Raw genomic sequence first — 16,811 nt, 5'->3', positions numbered from 1 at the left:
GTCTTACGCCTGCGTGCCGCCCACCGTCACCTGGTCCATCCTCAGATGCGGCTGGCCGACGCCGACGGGAACCCACTGGCCGGCCTTGCCGCAATTGCCGATGCCGGTGTCGAGCTTCATGTCATTGCCGACCATGGAGATCCGCTGCATCGCATCCGGACCGTTGCCGATCAGCATGGCGCCCTTGACGGCCGGGCCGATCTTTCCGTTCTCGATCAGATAGGCCTCGGTGCAGCCGAACACGAACTTGCCGGAGGTGATGTCGACCTGGCCGCCGCCGAAGGAGACGGCATAGATGCCCTTCTTCACCGACGAGATGATTTCTTCCGGCGTCTTGTCGCCACCCAGCATGTAGGTGTTGGTCATACGCGGCATCGGCACATGCGCGTAGCCCTGCCGGCGGCCGTTGCCTGTCGGTTTCATGCCCATCAGCCGGGCGTTCTGCCGATCCTGCATGTAGCCCACCAGCTTGCCGTTTTCGATCAGCACGTTGTAGCCCGAAGGCGTGCCTTCGTCGTCGATGGTGATCGAGCCGCGACGGCTGTCGATCGTGCCGTCGTCGACCACGGTAACGCCGGGGGCGGCGACCATCTGGCCGAGCAGGCCGGCGAAGGCCGACGTCTTCTTGCGGTTGAAATCGCCTTCCAGCCCGTGGCCGACAGCCTCGTGCAGCATCACGCCTGGCCAGCCGGAGGAGAGCACCACGTCCATCGTGCCCGCAGGTGCATCGATCGCCTCGAGATTGACCAGCGCCTGGCGCAGCGCTTCATCGGCGCCATACTGCCAGTTGCCCTCGGCGATGAAATCGCCGAAGCCGATGCGTCCGCCGCTACCATAGGAGCCGCTTTCCTGGCGGTCGCCCTGGCCGACCATGACGGAGATGTTGATGCGCGTCATCGGGCGGATATCGCGGACCCGGTGACCGTCGGCGCGCAGAATATCGACCACCTGCCAACTGGCGGCGACCGAAGCCGTCACCTGCCTGACCTTGTCGTCCTTCCCGCGGAGATAGGCGTCGATGTCCTGCAGAACCTTCACTTTCTCCTCGAAGGTCGGCGAGCCGATCGGGTTTTCGTCGCTATAGAGCTTCTTGTTGGTGCCCTGCGGGGCCGCGGCATAGCTGCCGGTATAGCCGCGCGTCACTGCGCTCACTGCGTCGGCAGCCCGCTTCAGCGCCGAAACCGATAGATCGCCCGCATGCGCGTAACCGACCGCTTCACCGGCCACCGCGCGCAGGCCAAAACCCTGCTCGGTGTTGAAGCTGCCGCCCTTGAGCCGGCCATTGTCGAACATCAGCGATTCGGCCTGCGCGTGCTCGATGTAGAGCTCCCCGTCGTCGGCGCCGGAAAGGGCCTCGGCGACAAGCGAACGCATCTTCGCTTCGTCGGCGTCGAAAAGCGTCAGGAGATCGGTATTCATGTCATTATGCTCCGCTGCGGCAGGAAATGCTTCCTGCCGATGTAGGTCCCGGGGACGGTTCGAGCAAGTGTCGAATTCGTAAGGATCGCAAAAGCGATCAGACGCGGAGCTCAGGAGCCCTTGTCAGGCCCCTGTTATCAGGGAAGCGCGTCGTAGCCTTCGGCGAAGCCCTTCAGGTCGACAGGAATGCCGATACCCTCTTCAGGCGTCTGGAAGACGATGAAGGTGGCGCTGGCGCCGCTGCGGAAGGTCTTGAGCAGTTCGTCCTCGAGCACGACTTCGGCATAGCAGCCGTCGGCGAAGCAGCGAACGAAGTAGGCGCGGCCGATATCCTTGCCGTCGACATTAAGGCCGAGACCGTTGGGCAAAAGCACGCCGAGCGGTGCGAGCACGCGCAGAATCTTCGACTTGCGGTCGGCGGTCTTCAGCACGACCACCGAGAGGCCCACTTCCGGGCGGTCCTCGGCAATCACGTTCTGCATCAGCGCGCATTGCTCGGCCGAAGCGCCGGCCGGCTTGTCGCAGACCACGGACCACGCGCCGTGATTGGAGCGGACGGTGCCGGGCGCCTGCGGTTGCGTCTGTCCTGGTGTCGCCTGCGCGGCAGGGGCGCCGGGGGCGGGCTGTGCTGGCGCGGCCGGAGCTGGTGTCGGCGCCGGCGTCTGCGCGAAAGCCGGAGCGATCGCCGCGGCGGTAACACAAGCCGACAGCACGAACGGCCGCACTAGGGAACGGAAACCCATGAAAACCTCTGCAGTTCGAATCAGTGCCGCTAAGTTGGGGCGGGCCGTCCAAAATGAAAAGCCCCACCCGCTGAAAAGCCGGGGACTACGGCGGAAATGGGACGTTTCTTGATTATTCTTGGGAAGGGTGGCTGGCTCAAGCCAACATTTTCCGTATCATAAGGAAAATCATGGCATGTTTCGATGCGCCCGGAGGAGGGATCATCGGGGCGAAAATGCCGCACGGCCAAATGCTTTGGATTGTTGCGGCAAGTGTTAAACTGTGGTTTGAAGCGCATGAGGATGGCAAGGATTCTGCGTGCAGTGCACGCGGGTCAGCGCTCGAGGGAGATGAAACGTGATTAAGAAGGCCTATGCAGGCATGACCGCGATGGTCTGTCTGCTTTCTGCTTCCGGCAGTTATGCCGACCAACCGATGCCGTGGCAGGCCACTTTGCAGCCCGCCGCGACACCGATCATGCGCGATATTCACTGGTTCGAACAATATACGCTGTGGTTTATTGTTCCCGTGACACTCTTCGTGCTCGCTCTTCTTATCGTCGTCTGTCTTCGCTTCCGGGCCAGTGCGAACCCGGTGCCCTCCAAGACAAGCCATAACACGGCCATCGAGATCGCCTGGACCGTGGGACCGGTCCTGGTGCTGCTCTTCCTGGCGGTTCCGTCGTTCAATCTTTTGACCGCGCAGCTGACGCTTCCGGAAAACCCTGATGTCACCATCAAGGCGACCGCGACGCAGTGGCAGTGGAATTATGAATACGAGGGCTCGGGCGACAATCCGCTCGCCTTCGACAGCTATCTGCTGAAGGATCAGGATCGCGCCGCCGCCGGCAAGGAAGACAAGGCCAAGTATCCGCGCCTTCTCGCCGTTGACAACGAACTCGTGCTGCCGGTCAACAAGACGGTGCGTGTTCTCGTGACCGCGGCCCCGACCGACGTCATTCACGCCTTCGCGATGCCGTCCTTCGGCGTCAAGATCGATGCCGTGCCCGGCCGCCTGAACGAAACCTGGTTCCGCGCCGAGCGCGAGGGCCTGTTCTATGGCCAGTGTTCCGAACTCTGCGGCAAGGACCATGCGTTCATGCCGATCGCAATTCGCGTCGTTTCCGAGGACAAGTACAAGCAGTGGATGGCGTCCGCCGCCTCCGACCTGCCCGGTGCTTACAAGAACCTCATGGCTGAAACCGATGGTCCCGCAAAGACCCTCGATGTCGCCGAAAACGTCGCTCAGTAAAGGAAAAGGAACGGGACATGGCTGGACCTTCCGCACACGATCATTCGCATGATCACGATCATGGCGCGCACGCCCATGACGATGACCACCACGACCACTCGCACAAGCCGAGCTTCGTCAATCGCTGGCTCTTTTCGACCAACCATAAGGACATCGGCACGCTGTACCTGATCTTCGCGATCATGGCGGGCATCGTCGGCGGTGCGCTCTCCGTTGCCATGCGCATGGAGCTGCAGGAGCCCGGCATCCAGATCTTCCATGGCCTTGCCGCCATGGTCTACGGATACGAGGGCGATGCCGCCATCGACGGCGCCAAGCAGATGTTCAACATGTTCACCACAGCGCACGCGCTGATCATGATCTTCTTCATGGTCATGCCGGCGATGATCGGCGGTTTCGCCAACTGGATGGTGCCGATCATGATCGGCGCGCCTGACATGGCCTTCCCGCGCCTGAACAACATCTCCTTCTGGCTCATCGTTCCGGCCTTCATCCTGCTCATCATGTCGATGTTCGTCGAAGGCCCGGCTGGCGCTTATGGTGCCGGCGGCGGCTGGACCATGTATCCGCCGCTTTCCAGCACTGGTACGCCGGGTCCCGCGGTCGATCTCGCGATCTTCGCGCTCCACATCGCCGGCGCGTCGTCGATCTTGGGTGCCATCAACTTCATCACCACGATCCTGAACATGCGCGCTCCGGGCATGACGCTGCACAAGATGCCGCTCTTTGCCTGGTCGGTTCTGATCACCGCCTTCCTGCTGCTGCTGTCGCTCCCGGTTCTCGCCGGCGCCATCACCATGATGCTGACCGACCGCAACTTCGGCACCTCCTTCTTCGTGCCCGAGGGCGGCGGCGACCCGATCCTTTACCAGCACCTGTTCTGGTTCTTCGGTCACCCTGAAGTCTACATCCTGATCCTGCCCGGCTTCGGCATTGTGAGCCACATCATCTCGACCTTCTCCAAGAAGCCGATCTTCGGCTATCTCGGCATGGCCTACGCCATGGTCGCGATCGGCGCCGTCGGCTTCGTCGTCTGGGCCCACCACATGTACACGGTCGGTCTGTCGCTCGACGCGCAGCGCTACTTCGTCTTCGCAACGATGGTCATCGCCGTTCCGACGGGCGTGAAGATCTTCTCCTGGATCGCGACGATGTGGGGTGGCTCGATCACCTTCTCGACGCCGATGGTCTGGGCGATCGGCTTCATCTTCCTGTTCACGGTCGGTGGCGTCACCGGCGTGCAGCTGGCAAACGCCGGTCTCGACCGTTCGCTGCACGACACCTATTACGTCGTGGCGCACTTCCACTACGTTCTGTCGCTCGGCGCCGTCTTCGCCATCTTCGCCGGCTGGTACTACTGGTTCCCGAAGATGACCGGCTACATGTACAACGAGCTCATCGGCAAGCTGCACTTCTGGGTCATGTTCATCGGCGTCAACCTGGTGTTCTTCCCGCAGCACTTCCTCGGCCTCGCCGGCATGCCGCGCCGTTATATCGACTATCCGGATGCCTTCGCCGGCTGGAACTACGTGTCCTCGATCGGCTCCTACATTTCGGCCTTCGGCGTTCTGATCTTCCTCTTCGGCGTATTCGAAGCCTTCGCCAAGAAGCGCGTCGCCGGAGACAATCCGTGGGGTGAGGGTGCTACGACCCTCGAGTGGCAGCTTTCCTCGCCACCCCCTTATCACCAATGGGAACAGCTCCCGCGCATCAAGTAAATGGATGCGAGACATCGTGACCGCCGCCGGAGGAGCGCGGCGGTCACCGTTCAGTTTTCAGGACAATACCAATGACAGTCATCGACGATCGCAGCAGCCTAGGAGACGACAGCGAATTTCGCATGTCGGAAGCCAGCGCACGCGATTACTTCGAGCTTCTCAAGCCGCGCGTCATGTCGCTTGTGGTCTTCACCGCATTCGCCGGCCTGATCGTGGCGCCCGGCCACATCAACCCGATCATCGGCATCATCGCGGTGCTCTGCATTGCTGTTGGCGCTGGCGCATCCGGCGCGCTCAACATGTGGTATGACGCCGATATCGATGCGGTGATGACCCGCACCGCCAAGCGCCCGATCCCGGCCGGCCGTATCGCGCCCAACGAGGCGCTCGCCTTCGGCCTCGTGCTCTCCTGCTTTTCCGTGTCGATCCTCGGGCTCGCCGTCAATTGGCTCGCAGCCTCGATCCTCGCCTTCACCATCTTCTTCTACGCCGTCGTCTACACGATGTGGCTGAAGCGCTCGACGCCGCAAAACATCGTCATCGGCGGTGCGGCCGGCGCTTTCCCCCCGATGATCGGCTGGGCCTGCGTGACCGATAGCGTCACCATCGAAAGCACGGTCCTCTTCCTCATCATCTTCCTCTGGACGCCTGCTCATTTCTGGGCGCTGGCGCTGTTCAAGATGCGCGATTATCAATCCGTCGGCGTGCCGATGCTGCCCAATGTCTCGGGCGAGCGCACCACCAAGAACCAGATCGTCGTCTATGCCGTGCTGACTGCGTTCAGCGCCGTCGCGCCGACCTTCCTCGGCTTTGCCAGCACCGGCTATGGCGTCGTCGCCGGCCTGCTCAGCGCCGTCTTCGTCTACTGGTCCGTCATCTGCTGGCGCATGCCCGATGGCGACGAGAAGATGGTGCCGGCCAAGAAGCTCTTCGCCTATTCGATCTTCTACCTCTTCGCCATCTTCTCGGCGCTGATGTTTGACCGCCTGGCGTCGTTCCTGATGACGCATTGGGGAGCCGGCCTTTGATCGAGACCGTCAAGCTCACCGACGCCCAGCGCAAGTCCCGCCGCAACCGCAACGTTGCGCTCGGCCTCGTGCTGGCCGCTCTTGTCGTCATTTTCTACGCCATAACCATCGTGAAATTCACTTGAGGGCATGAGATGAGCGAAGCGCAAAGCACGCCGAGAAAGCCGCGCAACAATGGCGCCGTCGTTTTCATGTGCCTTGCCTTCGTCTTCGGCATGGGCGCGGCAAGCTATGCCGCCGTGCCGCTCTATCGCATGTTCTGTCAGCTGACCGGCTATAACGGCACGACGCAGCGCGTCGAGCAGGCCTCGACTGTCATCCTCGACCGCAAGATGCGCGTCACCTTCGACGCCAATGTCGCGCCGGGGCTGGATTGGGAGTTCAAGCCGGTGGAGCGCGAGGTCAATCCGCGCATCGGGGAAACGATCCAGGTGAATTTCACCGCCGTCAACAAGTCAGACAAGCCGCAGCGCGGCCAGGCCGTGTTCAACGTCACGCCGGGCGAGGCGGGTGTCTATTTCAACAAGGTGCAGTGCTTCTGCTTCAACGAGACCGAGCTCAAGCCGGGCGAGAAGCTGGAGATGCCTGTCGTCTTCTACATCGACGCCGATATCGTCAAGGCCGTGGAATCCAAGGATATCCACACGGTCACCTTGTCTTACACGTTCTATCCGAAGGAAGGACCGAAGCCGGTGGCTTCGCGCGAGGATGGAACGCAAACGCTTGAAAAGAAACTTTGATACTGGGTTCGTTTCCGGCTAAGCCGGAGCGGAGAGGATAGGTCCGGGGGAGTCCAAATGGCCGAAGCGCATCAGAAACATCACGATTATCACATCATAGATCCGAGCCCGTGGCCGCTTCTGGCCTCGATCGGCGCCTTCATCATGGCCTTTGGCGGCGTCGGCTTCATGCGCTACATCAATGGCGGCTCGCTGCACATCTTCGGCATCGAATGGGCCCATCCCTGGCTGTTCTTCATCGGCCTCGCCGTAGTGCTCTATGTGATGTTCGGCTGGTGGGCCGATACCGTCAAGGAAGCCCATGACGGCGCCCACACCCGCGTCGTCTCGCTGCACCTGCGCTACGGCATGATCATGTTCATCGCCTCGGAGGTGATGTTCTTCGTGGCCTGGTTCTGGGCCTATTTCGACGCCAGCCTCTATCCGCACGAAGCCATCCAGGCCTCGCGTCTGGCCTTCACCGGCGGTCAGTGGCCGCCGAAGGGCATCGAGGTGCTCGACCCCTGGCACCTGCCGATCTACAACACCGTCATCCTGCTGCTCTCGGGCACCACGGTCACCTGGGCGCACCACGCGCTGCTGCACAACGACCGCAAGGGCCTCATCCAGGGCCTGACGCTGACGGTGCTGCTCGGCGTCCTGTTCTCCAGCGTCCAGGCTTACGAATACGCCCACGCGCCGTTTGCCTTCAAGAACTCGATCTACGGCGCCACCTTCTTCATGGCGACCGGCTTCCACGGCTTCCACGTGCTCGTCGGCACGATCTTCCTGATCGTCTGCCTGATCCGCGCGCTCCGTGGCGATTTCACCCCCAAGCAACACTTCGGCTTCGAAGCCGCCGCCTGGTACTGGCACTTCGTCGACGTCGTCTGGCTCTTCCTGTTCTTCTCGATCTACGTCTGGGGCGGCTGGGGCGCACCGCTCGCGGCGGGGTGAGAGCCGCGGGATTGGATTGAAAAGGCGGCCGCAAGGCCTGCCACAGATGCAAATGCGGAGCCATCGAGAGATGGCTCCGCATTTTTTTTGTTTTCGGGGGGAGGGGGCGGCAGACTTTTCCGTTAGCGTCGTCTCCTGCCGAACGCCTCGGCAAGAGACGGCGAGATCAACAGTTCCACACAAGGCAACCGGCTTAGCGGTGGTAGCGTTGAATTGGCTGAAAAAAGGCAAGATACGACGCGCACGCGGTTTCGCGGCCACTTTGGAGCCCCAACTACACGCGCCGGCAAAGACCAACGGCGACCAGGGGGAACGGTCACACATCACTACAGGTTCGGCGAGGCTACCCATGCGTATCAAGCACTTCATTGTCACCTACAACAACAACGCTCTCCTGCACAAAGCCATCGAAAGCATATTCGCGACCGCAACGGATCACGACAGAGCAGTCTTCGTGATTTCAAACCATTCGAAGGACGAATATACCGGACCGCACCCTGTGACGGTTTTGCGTAATGCGACACGTCCCGATTTCTCGACAGGTCACCTCTCCCGAAACTGGAACCAGGCGATAATAAACGGCTTTGTCGATATCAAATCCCCGGATGCCGACCTTCTCATCCTGAGCCAGAATGACTGTGTTTTCGAAGCCGGTTATGTTGATCGATGCTTGGAGCTCCACACCAGGTATGACCTTGTCACCTATGGCATCGGCGACAACTGCGTCAGCTATTCGCCGAATGCAATCGCACGCATCGGCCTCTGGGACGAGCGTTTCTGCAATATCGGGTTTCAGGAGGCCGACTATTTTCTGCGTGCCGCAATCTACCTTGGCGACCGTGCTTCCATCAATGACGGCATACAACATGGGCGAGTACACAACCCGATTTCCGACGCTGCCTCGATCGTAAGGCCGGACGCGACCGGCTTTCAGCGGCGTGATGAAGCCCATCTTCAGTCAATGCGCTACCATGTTCAAAGCAGAGGACTATTCTTTGCGAAGTGGGATGCACAGCCGGAGAAGTGGGGTCCTGACTTCCGACAGGTTGCGCAGCGGCTGAACAACTTCATCTACTATCCGTATTTCGAGAAGAATGTCGAAACCCTGACCGAGCAGCGGTATCTCGCATTTTTCTGAAAATAGACGGTAAGGCGGATCACGCACTTGCGAACCGCCCATCACCCTCCGTCACGGCGCCAAATAAACGCCTAACTACGCCAATTCCTTGAGAATCAAAATCCGGTTCGCAGTCGCAAAGGCAATGGCTCCGTCCTGCTCGAGCGCCCGCAACACCGCTTTGATCTCCCCGGGCGCATATCCATCAACACCCAGCCGGTCGATCACATCCAGCAGGTTGATCGTCACGTCAGGCTTGGCCTTGAGCGCGCGCAGCCGTCCGATCAAGGCGTTTTCGGTATCGTCAAATCGACTCATGGAAGCACCTCAGCCGGCAATCGGCGCAACAGCACCATTCCGCTTCTCGCGAAAATGGCTCGGCGAAGCGCCGATCACCCGCTTGAACGCGCGGCCGAAGGACGCCTCGGAATCGTAGCCGAGCCGTTCGGCGACGGTCGCTACCCGCTGCCCCTCGCGCAGCCATTCATGGGCCTGGTGCATGCGCATCCGCGCCACGTAGCGCGCCGGCGTTTCGCCGACGACGCTGACGAAGCGCTGGGCAAAGCCGGAGCGTGACGCGCCCATGTGGCGGGCCAGTTCGTTCACGCTCCAGTCGTGCGCGGGATCGAGGTGGATCGCGGCGAGCACCCGCCCGACTTCCGGGTTGCGCACGGCGGCAAGCCAGCCGCTTGCGTCGCCGCAGCCATGCTCCACCCATGTGCGGATGATCGTGGCCGTCAGCACGTCGGCAAGGCGCGACAGGATGCCGCCGGCGCCCACGCGGTTCATCTCGACCTCCCGCATCATGGCGTCGAGAAGCGGCGGGATCGTCGGCTCGCTCTTCGCAAGATCGCTGGTGCGCATGACATCGGGCATCAGGTTGAGGAGCGGATGCCGCTTGTCGACATTGAAGCGCATGACCGCGAAAAAGATGAGGTTATTGCTGTCGGTGCATGGACATTGCAGGTCGACGATGCCATCGCAGAGCGGCTTGCGCGGCAGGCAGTCGACCGGGGTCGGCGAAATTCCCGGTTCGCTCGCCAGCACATGCGCGTCGCCGCGCGGCAAAAGCACGGCGTCGCCGGGGCGCATTTCCGTCCACTCGCCATCGGGTGCCTGCAGATAGGCGCTGCCCGCCGCCAGGAAGTGAAATCGCGCTTCCGCCTGCGCGGGATAAGCCGTGGCCCACGGCGCTGATGGCTGGCAGCGACCATATTCGACGCCATCGAGCCGCAGCCCGCGCAGCATCTCGGTCAATGGATCGGTCATATGGCCCTCCGGCAGGTTTGGACGAATTGTTATGCTTTATAGCTTTTCCAGCATGGAAACGCCAGATGCTTGAGCGTAGCCTCGCCGCAGAAATGACGGAGATGCATATGAACATTCACTCGGAGATCAACCATCCAGCCGCAAAGAGCGAGACACCTGCCGCATGGGCAGGCGTTGTTTCGCTGTCGCTTGGTGTATTTGGGCTCGTGACGGCGGAATTTCTACCCGCAAGCCTTCTGACGCCGATGTCGCATGACCTTGGCGTCAGCCTCGGCGCGGCCGGTCAATCGGTGACGGCGACAGCCGTGGTCGGCGCGCTGGCGGGCCCCGGCATCGTACTCGGCACAGCCCGCTTCGATCGCCGCTACACGCTTCTGGCGCTCACAAGCCTGCTCATCATCTCAAGCCTGATCGCTGCCACGGCAAACGGGCTCGTGACCTTGCTCCTGTCGCGCGCGCTGCTCGGCGTCGGGCTTGGCGGTTTCTGGGCGATGTCGCTGGCGCTTGCCATGCGTCTCGTGCCGGAGCGGCTGATGCCGCGCGCCATGGCGATCGTGATGACCGGCGTGTCCGCTGCAACCGTCTGTGCGGCGCCTGTCGGCGCCTGGGTCGGCGAGGCGTTCGGCTGGCGCGCGGCCTTCTGGATCACTTCGGTGCTTGGCGTCGTCGCATTCCTCGTCCAGGCGTTCACGCTTCCGGCCATGCCGCCGACAAGTTCGGGCGGCCTCGGTACGATGGCCGCGGTCCTGCGCCGCCCGGCCATCCGGCTCGGCCTCGTCACCATACTCTTTGTCGTCGCCGGTCATTTCGCGGGCTTCACCTTCATCCGCCCGTTTCTTGAAACGGTGCCGCATTTCGGCGTCGAGGCGATTTCCGGCATCCTTCTCGCCTTCGGCGTTGGCGGCTTTATCGGCAATATCGCCGGCGGCCTGATCGCCGAGCGCAACACGACGCTAGCCATGACGCTTGCCGCCTCAGGCATTGCCATCACCGCCTTCCTGCTTGCCTTCGCAGGCGAGGCGCCGGCGCTGGCTGCGGTCGCCACAGCCCTGTGGGGCTTTGCCTTCGGCGCATTGCCGGTCAGCGTCCAAAGCTTCATCACCGAGGCTGCCGCCGATGAGGCCGAAAGCGCCGGCGCCCTCATGCTGACGACGTTTCAGGTCGCGATTTCGAGCGGTGCCGTGCTTGGCGGGCTGATCGTCGATGTCCAGGGTGCCGCCGGCGTCTTTGTCTTCGCGGGCGTCGCGGCCCTGCTCGGTGCCACGCTGGTTGGCGTCGCCAGCCGCCGCAGGATGGTCGCCGCAGGCTGACAAAACCCGGTACTTGTTTGGCCCCGCGCAGTGATGAGCCGCGCGGGGCCGATCTTTGTCCGCGGTCGACCTTAGGCCGGCACCGCCATCATCTGTGCAGCGCAGGGGAATTGTGGCATAGTTGCCCCATGGCGATACATGTCTTGGCAGTCCATCGCGACACGGTCGGGGCGGAAAAGGGGGCGGGCGGTTCGCTTGCAGCCGCCTATTCCGTGGGTATCTTCTGCTGGCTGCTATCATCAGGCGTCTATATCGCCGCCAAATGGGTCTCTCCTGAAATGCCGCCCTGGGCGCTTTGCTTCTGGCGCGTGCTGATCGCCTGGGCGATCCTGATGCCGATCGTCTTCAGGCATTTCGGCGCCATGGTCGCGCTCGTGCGGGCGCGCGGTCTCGAACTGCTTGTTATCGGCGGCATCGGGCTCGCGATCTGCCAGGGCCTGATTTTCGTCGGCCTCGAACATGCCGACGCCACGACCGCCGGCATCATCATCGCCCTCATCCCGATCATCACCATGATCCTTGCCCGCTTCATTCTGGCCGAGCCGATGGGGCGCTTTCAGGTGATCGGATCGATCCTCGCCTTTGCCGGCATCGTGGTCATCATCATCAAGGGCAGCCCGGCCGCACTTTTGCGTCTCGATTTCAATCCCGGCGAATTGTGGATCGTCGCCGGCGCCTTCTGTTTCAGCCTCTACACGGTCCTGCTCCGACGGGCGAAATTCGACGTGAACCGCCTTGCGCTGCTGGTGCTGCTGCTGGGTGCCGCGGCGCTGACGGCGCTGCCCTTCTATCTGTTCGAGCTTATATCCGACGAACGCTCGACGCTGAACGCCAGCGGCCTCATCGCGCTTGCCTACGTCGCGATCCCCGGCGGCGCGATCATGTATTATCTCTTCAATCGCAGCATCGAGGCGCTGGGGGCGGCGAGGGCGGGCGTGCTGCTTTACATCCAGACGATCTTCATCGCCGTGCTCGCCTACCTCATCCTCGGCGAGCAGCTGCAACGCTACCATCTCGAAGGCGCAGCCCTCATTGTCGCCGGCCTGCTGCTGATCATCCTGCTGAAGCCACCGGCTAGCGTGGAGTCTAGCAAGGGCTGAGGACGGGTGTGGTAGGCTCTTTCGTTGGACCGTAGCAGCGGCTTGCGGTCGGCTCGCGGCCCCAAGCTGACATCTGTTTACGATACCATTTACCGTTGCGTACTTGTATTCCTCTCGCGCGCGATCCCAAACTCTCGCCGGATGTCGGCGGGAGAGCGCGATGAGAACACAAATCTTTCTGATTGCCGCGACCATGATGTTCGCCAGCACCCAAGCCGCATTCTCGATGGATGACATCGCGCGCCGAAGTGCGGAGCGGCGCGCGGCGGAGGTGGTGATTTGGGCGATGCCCGCCGTGAATGCCGACCTAATGCTGCAGGCATTCAGGAAGGCCGGTGGAGCTCCCAACCAGATCGCCTATTGGTCCCGCCTGCCATCGTGGAAGAACCAGACGCTGACGCCCAATCCCGACACTGTTTATTTCATGCCCTTCTTCGATACGAGCAAAGCGGGGCCGATGGTGCTGGAAATCCCTCCGGCCGATACGGGCTCGCTTACCGCCAACATCGACAATTTGTGGCAGGTGGCACTTGAGGATGCCGGTCCATCGGGAGCCGACAAGGGTAAGGGCGGAAAATATCTCATTCTGCCGCCCGGCTACTCCAAGCGGGTACCCAAAGGCTACATAGCGCTGAAGTCGGACACCTATGCAGGCTATGCCCTTATCCGTTCAACGCCGAAGACGGGCAGCGACGCGGACGTCGCCAAGGCCGTTGCCTACGGCAAGCGGGTGAAGCTCTATCCGCTCTCGTCGGCGGCGCGACCGGAGGAAACAAAATACGTTGATGTCATCGATACGCTGTTCGATGCGACGATCCCTTATGATCTGGCCTACTTCCAATCCCTTGATCGCGTCATCCAATCCGAGCCCTGGCTTGAGCGAGACCGGGCCATGATGGATGCCGTGCGGTCGCTGGGCATAGAGAAGGGGAAACAGTTCCAGCCGGACAAAGATATGTCCGCAGCGCTTGTGCAGGGTGCCAAGGACGCGCACGAATGGCTCGATTGGCAGCGAACCGTCGTCTTCGAGCCGTTTTACAGCGGCGCCAAATGGTTCGTTCCGGCCTTGCCGGATGTAATCCAGGGGCATTCCGACAACTTCGCGCGCAAGGACGTCTATCCGACGGACGCGAACGGCGTCACCTATTCAATGGGGTATGTCGGCATCAAGCGCCTCGGTGCCGGCCAGTTCTATCTGATGTCGATGACCGACGCCGCTGGTGCGCCGCTGGAAGGGAGCAAGGCTTACGAGTTGACGGTGCCGCCTCACGCGCCGGCCAGGCAATATTGGTCGGCCACTGTCTACGACAGCAAAACGCATGCTTTCATCCGCGAGGTGGACCGCTTCAGCCGTTCATCGAACAGCCCAGACATCAAGGCGAGTACCGATGGTTCGGTGGATGTCTACTTCGGTCCGGCCGCCCCACAAGGGCAGGAGAGCAACTGGGTTCCGACAAAGCCGGACCAGCGCTTCGAGGTTCTGTTCAGGCTCTACGGCCCGGAAAAGCCGTTCTTCGAAAAGAGCTGGGCGCTCCCGGACCTGGTCGCTGTTCCATAGATGATGACAGGAGAGACGAATGACCATCGCTACATTGCCGCGCATCATCGCTTTTGCTGGGTCTCTGGTGCTAATCGGTCAAACGACCGCTTCGGCGGACGAACCGGTGAAGGTGACCGCTGACAATTTCGTTCGCGCCGAATCCGACTCCTACATTGCGGTCGCGGCAAAACAGGCCGGAAATGTCGGCCGTTTTTTCCACTATCAGGAAGCGATGCCGATCGACAAGCAGACGGTCGTGCGCGCAAACCGGGATACGCTTTATTCGGCAGCGATTTTCGATCTCGACGCCGGCCCGGCGACGATCGCGCTGCCGGAGGCTGAAGGTCGCTTCATGTCCCTTCAGGTGATCAACCAGGACCATTACGTCGTCGGCAACGTCCACTATGGAGCAGGCTCCTACAAGATCGAACGCGAGCAGGCCGGCACCCGCTACGTGCTCGCGGCTGTCCGGACCCTGGTGAACCCGGAAGACCCCGCCGACGTGAAAAAGGTCCATGAACTGCAGGGCGCGATCAAGATCGAGCAGCCGGGCGGGCCGGGAAAGCTTGACCTGCCGCGATGGGATACGAAGAGCCAGAAAGAAGTGCACAACGCGCTCCTGATCCTTGCCTCCTCGCTTCCCGACACCAAACGCATGTTCGGCGACAAGGAGCATGTCGACCCGATCCGGCATCTGATCGGCACGGCTTCGGCCTGGGGCGGCAATCCGGAGACGGACGCGCTCTACCTGAACGTGACGCCCGCCAAGAACGACGGCAAAACCGTTTATGCCCTGACAGTGCCCGCGACTGTGCCGGTCAATGGCTTCTGGTCGATCAGCCGCTACGGCGAGGACGGCTACTTTCACAAGAACAAGCTCGACGCATATACCTTCAACAACATGACGGCCAAGAAGGAGGCGGATGGATCGACGATGATCCAATTTGGAGGATGCAACGCCGAAGCCGATAACTGCCTGCCCATCGAAAAAGGCTGGAACTACATGGTTCGCCTCTATCGGCCAGACGCCACCGTGCTCGACGGTTCCTGGACCTTCCCGACGGCCAAGCCGAAGGAGTGAGGCTCGCCGTCGGGCAAAGCACGGTATCCGGTTTGGTCTTCTTCGGCCAATATCGAGTGCAGGGATGACCGCTTGTCACGCGAAGCGGAAGATCGCAGTCGGATCGAAGCGGCCATAAGGATGGGCTCGGTCGAAAGCGGCGTAGTATCCCATCTATGATGCCCTCTTCGTGGAGCGTCTGTCTTGCAACTATATCCGGCGTACGCGTAGGATGTCTTGCCAGCGCGAATTGTTCTTCGGAGATCAAATGCCATCAGTTCGAATGTATTACCTGGAAAGGCACACTTCGGCCGCCCAGCTCCCGGCTAAACGTCTTCCATGAGCGTCTGGGAGCAGTGGAGCATTTTCTTGATTAGCCTTGTCGCTACATTTCCCGGTGGCACCCTCGGCGCGGCAGTAGCCGGAGGATCGTGGTGGAAAGGGGCAATCACCGTCACCGTGGGTGTTCCTTTGTCCATCGTCTTTTTCCTCTTTTTACCCGGGGCGAGTTGGCTCCCCTTTTGGCCCGCTGCCCAGCTAATATGCTCTGTCGCTATCGTTTGGATTTTGGGTATGATGCTCGCCATGTCCTCCCGTCACATTCTCGGCGCGGTCATTGGCTCGCTGCTATTGGGGGCCGTGGCCGCGGGTGCGAGCATTTGCTATATTTCCCTTCAACATTCCGCAAGCTTGTAGGAAGCTGGTCGAAGGGTTACCTCGACCACCCACCGCCCTTGTAATAGGCGGTAAATGACCGCTTCTGGCGCGAAGCGGCCGACCGGCCGATGTCGGCTGTCGGCCCTAACCGGTCGTCTGACGCCCTGACAATCTCCCATCTGATCTGATCGTCAGGACCGGGTGGGCGACGTCTTCGTTATTGAAAACCGCGTCGGCACTGACGGCAGGCGCACATAGGCTTTCATAGAGCCTATATGCGGGCTGGTATCGAACTGCATAAAGCTGGCGAGCAGCCTCGATGCCGCCTAGAAGCTGCGTGTCTCGTCCCACGCCGCGCTGCTCGGAAGTCGCCTCTGTGGTTTCGATGAAGATTGTCAAATCCCAATTTTCAACCAATTCCGGTCGCTGCAAGAATGTTCCATCCACAATCAGTATCGCGTCTGAGGGTGCCGTTTTCGCAGTCTGTTCAATGGCATGATCGTTCAGAAGATCAAAAGATGCTGTCCGGTACTCACGGCTTCCGCCCGCCCCGAGCGGCAATAGGAGCATAGAATTGATCGCGTCGAGGTTCCGCGCGTCATAATAGTAACCTTCAGCCGAATGCCGCCCTCTGGCGTACCGCTCCGCCCTCGGCCTGTGGAAGCCGTCGATTGATGTTCGAATTACATCACGGCCTTCTGCATTGAGAAGCTCGGCAATTTCATCCGCGAGTGTTGTCTTCCCCGAGGCCGTTCGCCCATCAATCGCAACTCTGATTGGTCGGGCTAAATGTATTGAGGCAATTGTTTTCGCAAATGATTTCAATACGGTGTCGCGAGTCGCAGGGGACAAGGCAAATTCCTCTTGTAAAATGCCCCCGTCTCTATGGCCCGTCTTTTACAGTTTTAAGTCACCTTGTCCGCTTTTGGCGCTTTGCAGACAA

16 protein-coding genes are annotated in these 16,811 nt (G+C 61.1%); 11 read left to right on the top strand and 5 right to left on the bottom strand.

Features of this window, described 5'->3' with window-relative positions:
- Nucleotides 1-3 precede the first annotated feature (3 nt).
- The gene (gene tldD / locus AC1DOG_RS18325) at nt 4-1,419 is read right to left on the bottom strand and encodes a metalloprotease TldD (RefSeq protein WP_111561897.1); all 1,416 of its coding nucleotides are present in this window, start codon (nt 1,417-1,419) and stop codon (nt 4-6) included.
- 137 nt (nt 1,420-1,556) lie between these two features.
- Nucleotides 1,557-2,162, bottom strand: a complete 606-nt coding sequence (locus tag AC1DOG_RS18320) for an invasion associated locus B family protein (RefSeq protein ID WP_018902035.1) — start codon at nt 2,160-2,162, stop codon at nt 1,557-1,559.
- Between the two features lie 337 nt (nt 2,163-2,499).
- On the opposite strand from AC1DOG_RS18320, the gene coxB reads away from it, so the two are divergent.
- From coxB to AC1DOG_RS18285, 7 genes are all read left to right on the top strand, one after another.
- Nucleotides 2,500-3,393, top strand: coding sequence for a cytochrome c oxidase subunit II (gene coxB, locus AC1DOG_RS18315; protein ID WP_477930010.1), 894 nt, complete (start codon nt 2,500-2,502; stop codon nt 3,391-3,393).
- A 17-nt stretch (nt 3,394-3,410) separates the two neighbouring features.
- Nucleotides 3,411-5,111 carry a cytochrome c oxidase subunit I gene (ctaD, locus tag AC1DOG_RS18310; RefSeq protein WP_477930008.1) on the top strand — a complete coding sequence of 567 codons (1,701 nt, stop codon included), beginning with the start codon at nt 3,411-3,413 and terminating at the stop codon, nt 5,109-5,111.
- A gap of 71 nt (nt 5,112-5,182) precedes the next feature.
- Nucleotides 5,183-6,139 carry a heme o synthase gene (locus AC1DOG_RS18305; protein WP_047507921.1) on the top strand — a complete coding sequence of 319 codons (957 nt, stop codon included), beginning with the start codon at nt 5,183-5,185 and terminating at the stop codon, nt 6,137-6,139.
- Nucleotides 6,136-6,264 carry a hypothetical protein gene (locus AC1DOG_RS18300; protein ID WP_280636991.1) on the top strand — a complete coding sequence of 43 codons (129 nt, stop codon included), beginning with the start codon at nt 6,136-6,138 and terminating at the stop codon, nt 6,262-6,264. Before AC1DOG_RS18305 ends, AC1DOG_RS18300 begins: the two co-directional genes overlap by 4 nt.
- A 9-nt stretch (nt 6,265-6,273) precedes the next feature.
- The gene (locus tag AC1DOG_RS18295) at nt 6,274-6,879 is read left to right on the top strand and encodes a cytochrome c oxidase assembly protein (protein WP_113200609.1); all 606 of its coding nucleotides are present in this window, start codon (nt 6,274-6,276) and stop codon (nt 6,877-6,879) included.
- 57 nt (nt 6,880-6,936) lie between these two features.
- A complete protein-coding gene (locus tag AC1DOG_RS18290) occupies nt 6,937-7,815 on the top strand; it encodes a cytochrome c oxidase subunit 3 (protein WP_112945801.1) in 879 nt (292 codons plus the stop codon).
- Nucleotides 7,816-8,164: 349 nt separating this feature from the next.
- Nucleotides 8,165-8,953 (top strand): glycosyltransferase family 2 protein, encoded by a 789-nt coding sequence (locus AC1DOG_RS18285; protein WP_477930006.1) that lies wholly within the window; start codon nt 8,165-8,167, stop codon nt 8,951-8,953.
- A gap of 75 nt (nt 8,954-9,028) precedes the next feature.
- On the opposite strand, the gene AC1DOG_RS18280 is transcribed toward AC1DOG_RS18285, so the two are convergent.
- Nucleotides 9,029-9,250 carry a hypothetical protein gene (locus AC1DOG_RS18280; RefSeq protein WP_477930004.1) on the bottom strand — a complete coding sequence of 74 codons (222 nt, stop codon included), beginning with the start codon at nt 9,248-9,250 and terminating at the stop codon, nt 9,029-9,031.
- A 9-nt stretch (nt 9,251-9,259) separates the two neighbouring features.
- Nucleotides 9,260-10,201 (bottom strand): AraC family transcriptional regulator, encoded by a 942-nt coding sequence (locus tag AC1DOG_RS18275; protein ID WP_477930002.1) that lies wholly within the window; start codon nt 10,199-10,201, stop codon nt 9,260-9,262.
- A 107-nt stretch (nt 10,202-10,308) separates the two neighbouring features.
- Between AC1DOG_RS18275 and AC1DOG_RS18270 the strand changes: the two genes are divergently transcribed.
- The 4 genes from AC1DOG_RS18270 to AC1DOG_RS18255 all read left to right on the top strand — a co-directional run bounded on the left by AC1DOG_RS18270 (nt 10,309) and on the right by AC1DOG_RS18255 (nt 15,232).
- Entirely contained in the window at nt 10,309-11,511 is a 1,203-nt protein-coding gene (locus tag AC1DOG_RS18270; protein WP_477930000.1) for an MFS transporter, read from the top strand.
- Nucleotides 11,512-11,639: 128 nt separating this feature from the next.
- Complete coding sequence (locus tag AC1DOG_RS18265) at nt 11,640-12,611, top strand: DMT family transporter (protein ID WP_477929998.1); 972 nt, start codon at nt 11,640-11,642, stop codon at nt 12,609-12,611.
- A gap of 103 nt (nt 12,612-12,714) precedes the next feature.
- Nucleotides 12,715-14,169, top strand: a complete 1,455-nt coding sequence (locus AC1DOG_RS18260) for a DUF1214 domain-containing protein (protein WP_477929996.1) — start codon at nt 12,715-12,717, stop codon at nt 14,167-14,169.
- 19 nt (nt 14,170-14,188) lie between these two features.
- On the top strand, nt 14,189-15,232 hold the full coding sequence (locus AC1DOG_RS18255) for a DUF1254 domain-containing protein (RefSeq protein ID WP_477929994.1): 1,044 nt from the start codon (nt 14,189-14,191) through the stop codon (nt 15,230-15,232).
- Between the two features lie 780 nt (nt 15,233-16,012).
- On the opposite strand, the gene AC1DOG_RS18250 is transcribed toward AC1DOG_RS18255, so the two are convergent.
- A complete protein-coding gene (locus AC1DOG_RS18250) occupies nt 16,013-16,720 on the bottom strand; it encodes a nucleoside/nucleotide kinase family protein (RefSeq protein ID WP_477929992.1) in 708 nt (235 codons plus the stop codon).
- Nucleotides 16,721-16,811 lie beyond the last annotated feature (91 nt).

The sequence above is a fragment of the Rhizobium sp. 01N48 genome, from assembly GCF_056399145.1.
The sequence above is the reverse complement of the archived record's forward strand: the minus strand, read 5'-3'. Positions and strand labels throughout refer to the sequence as shown.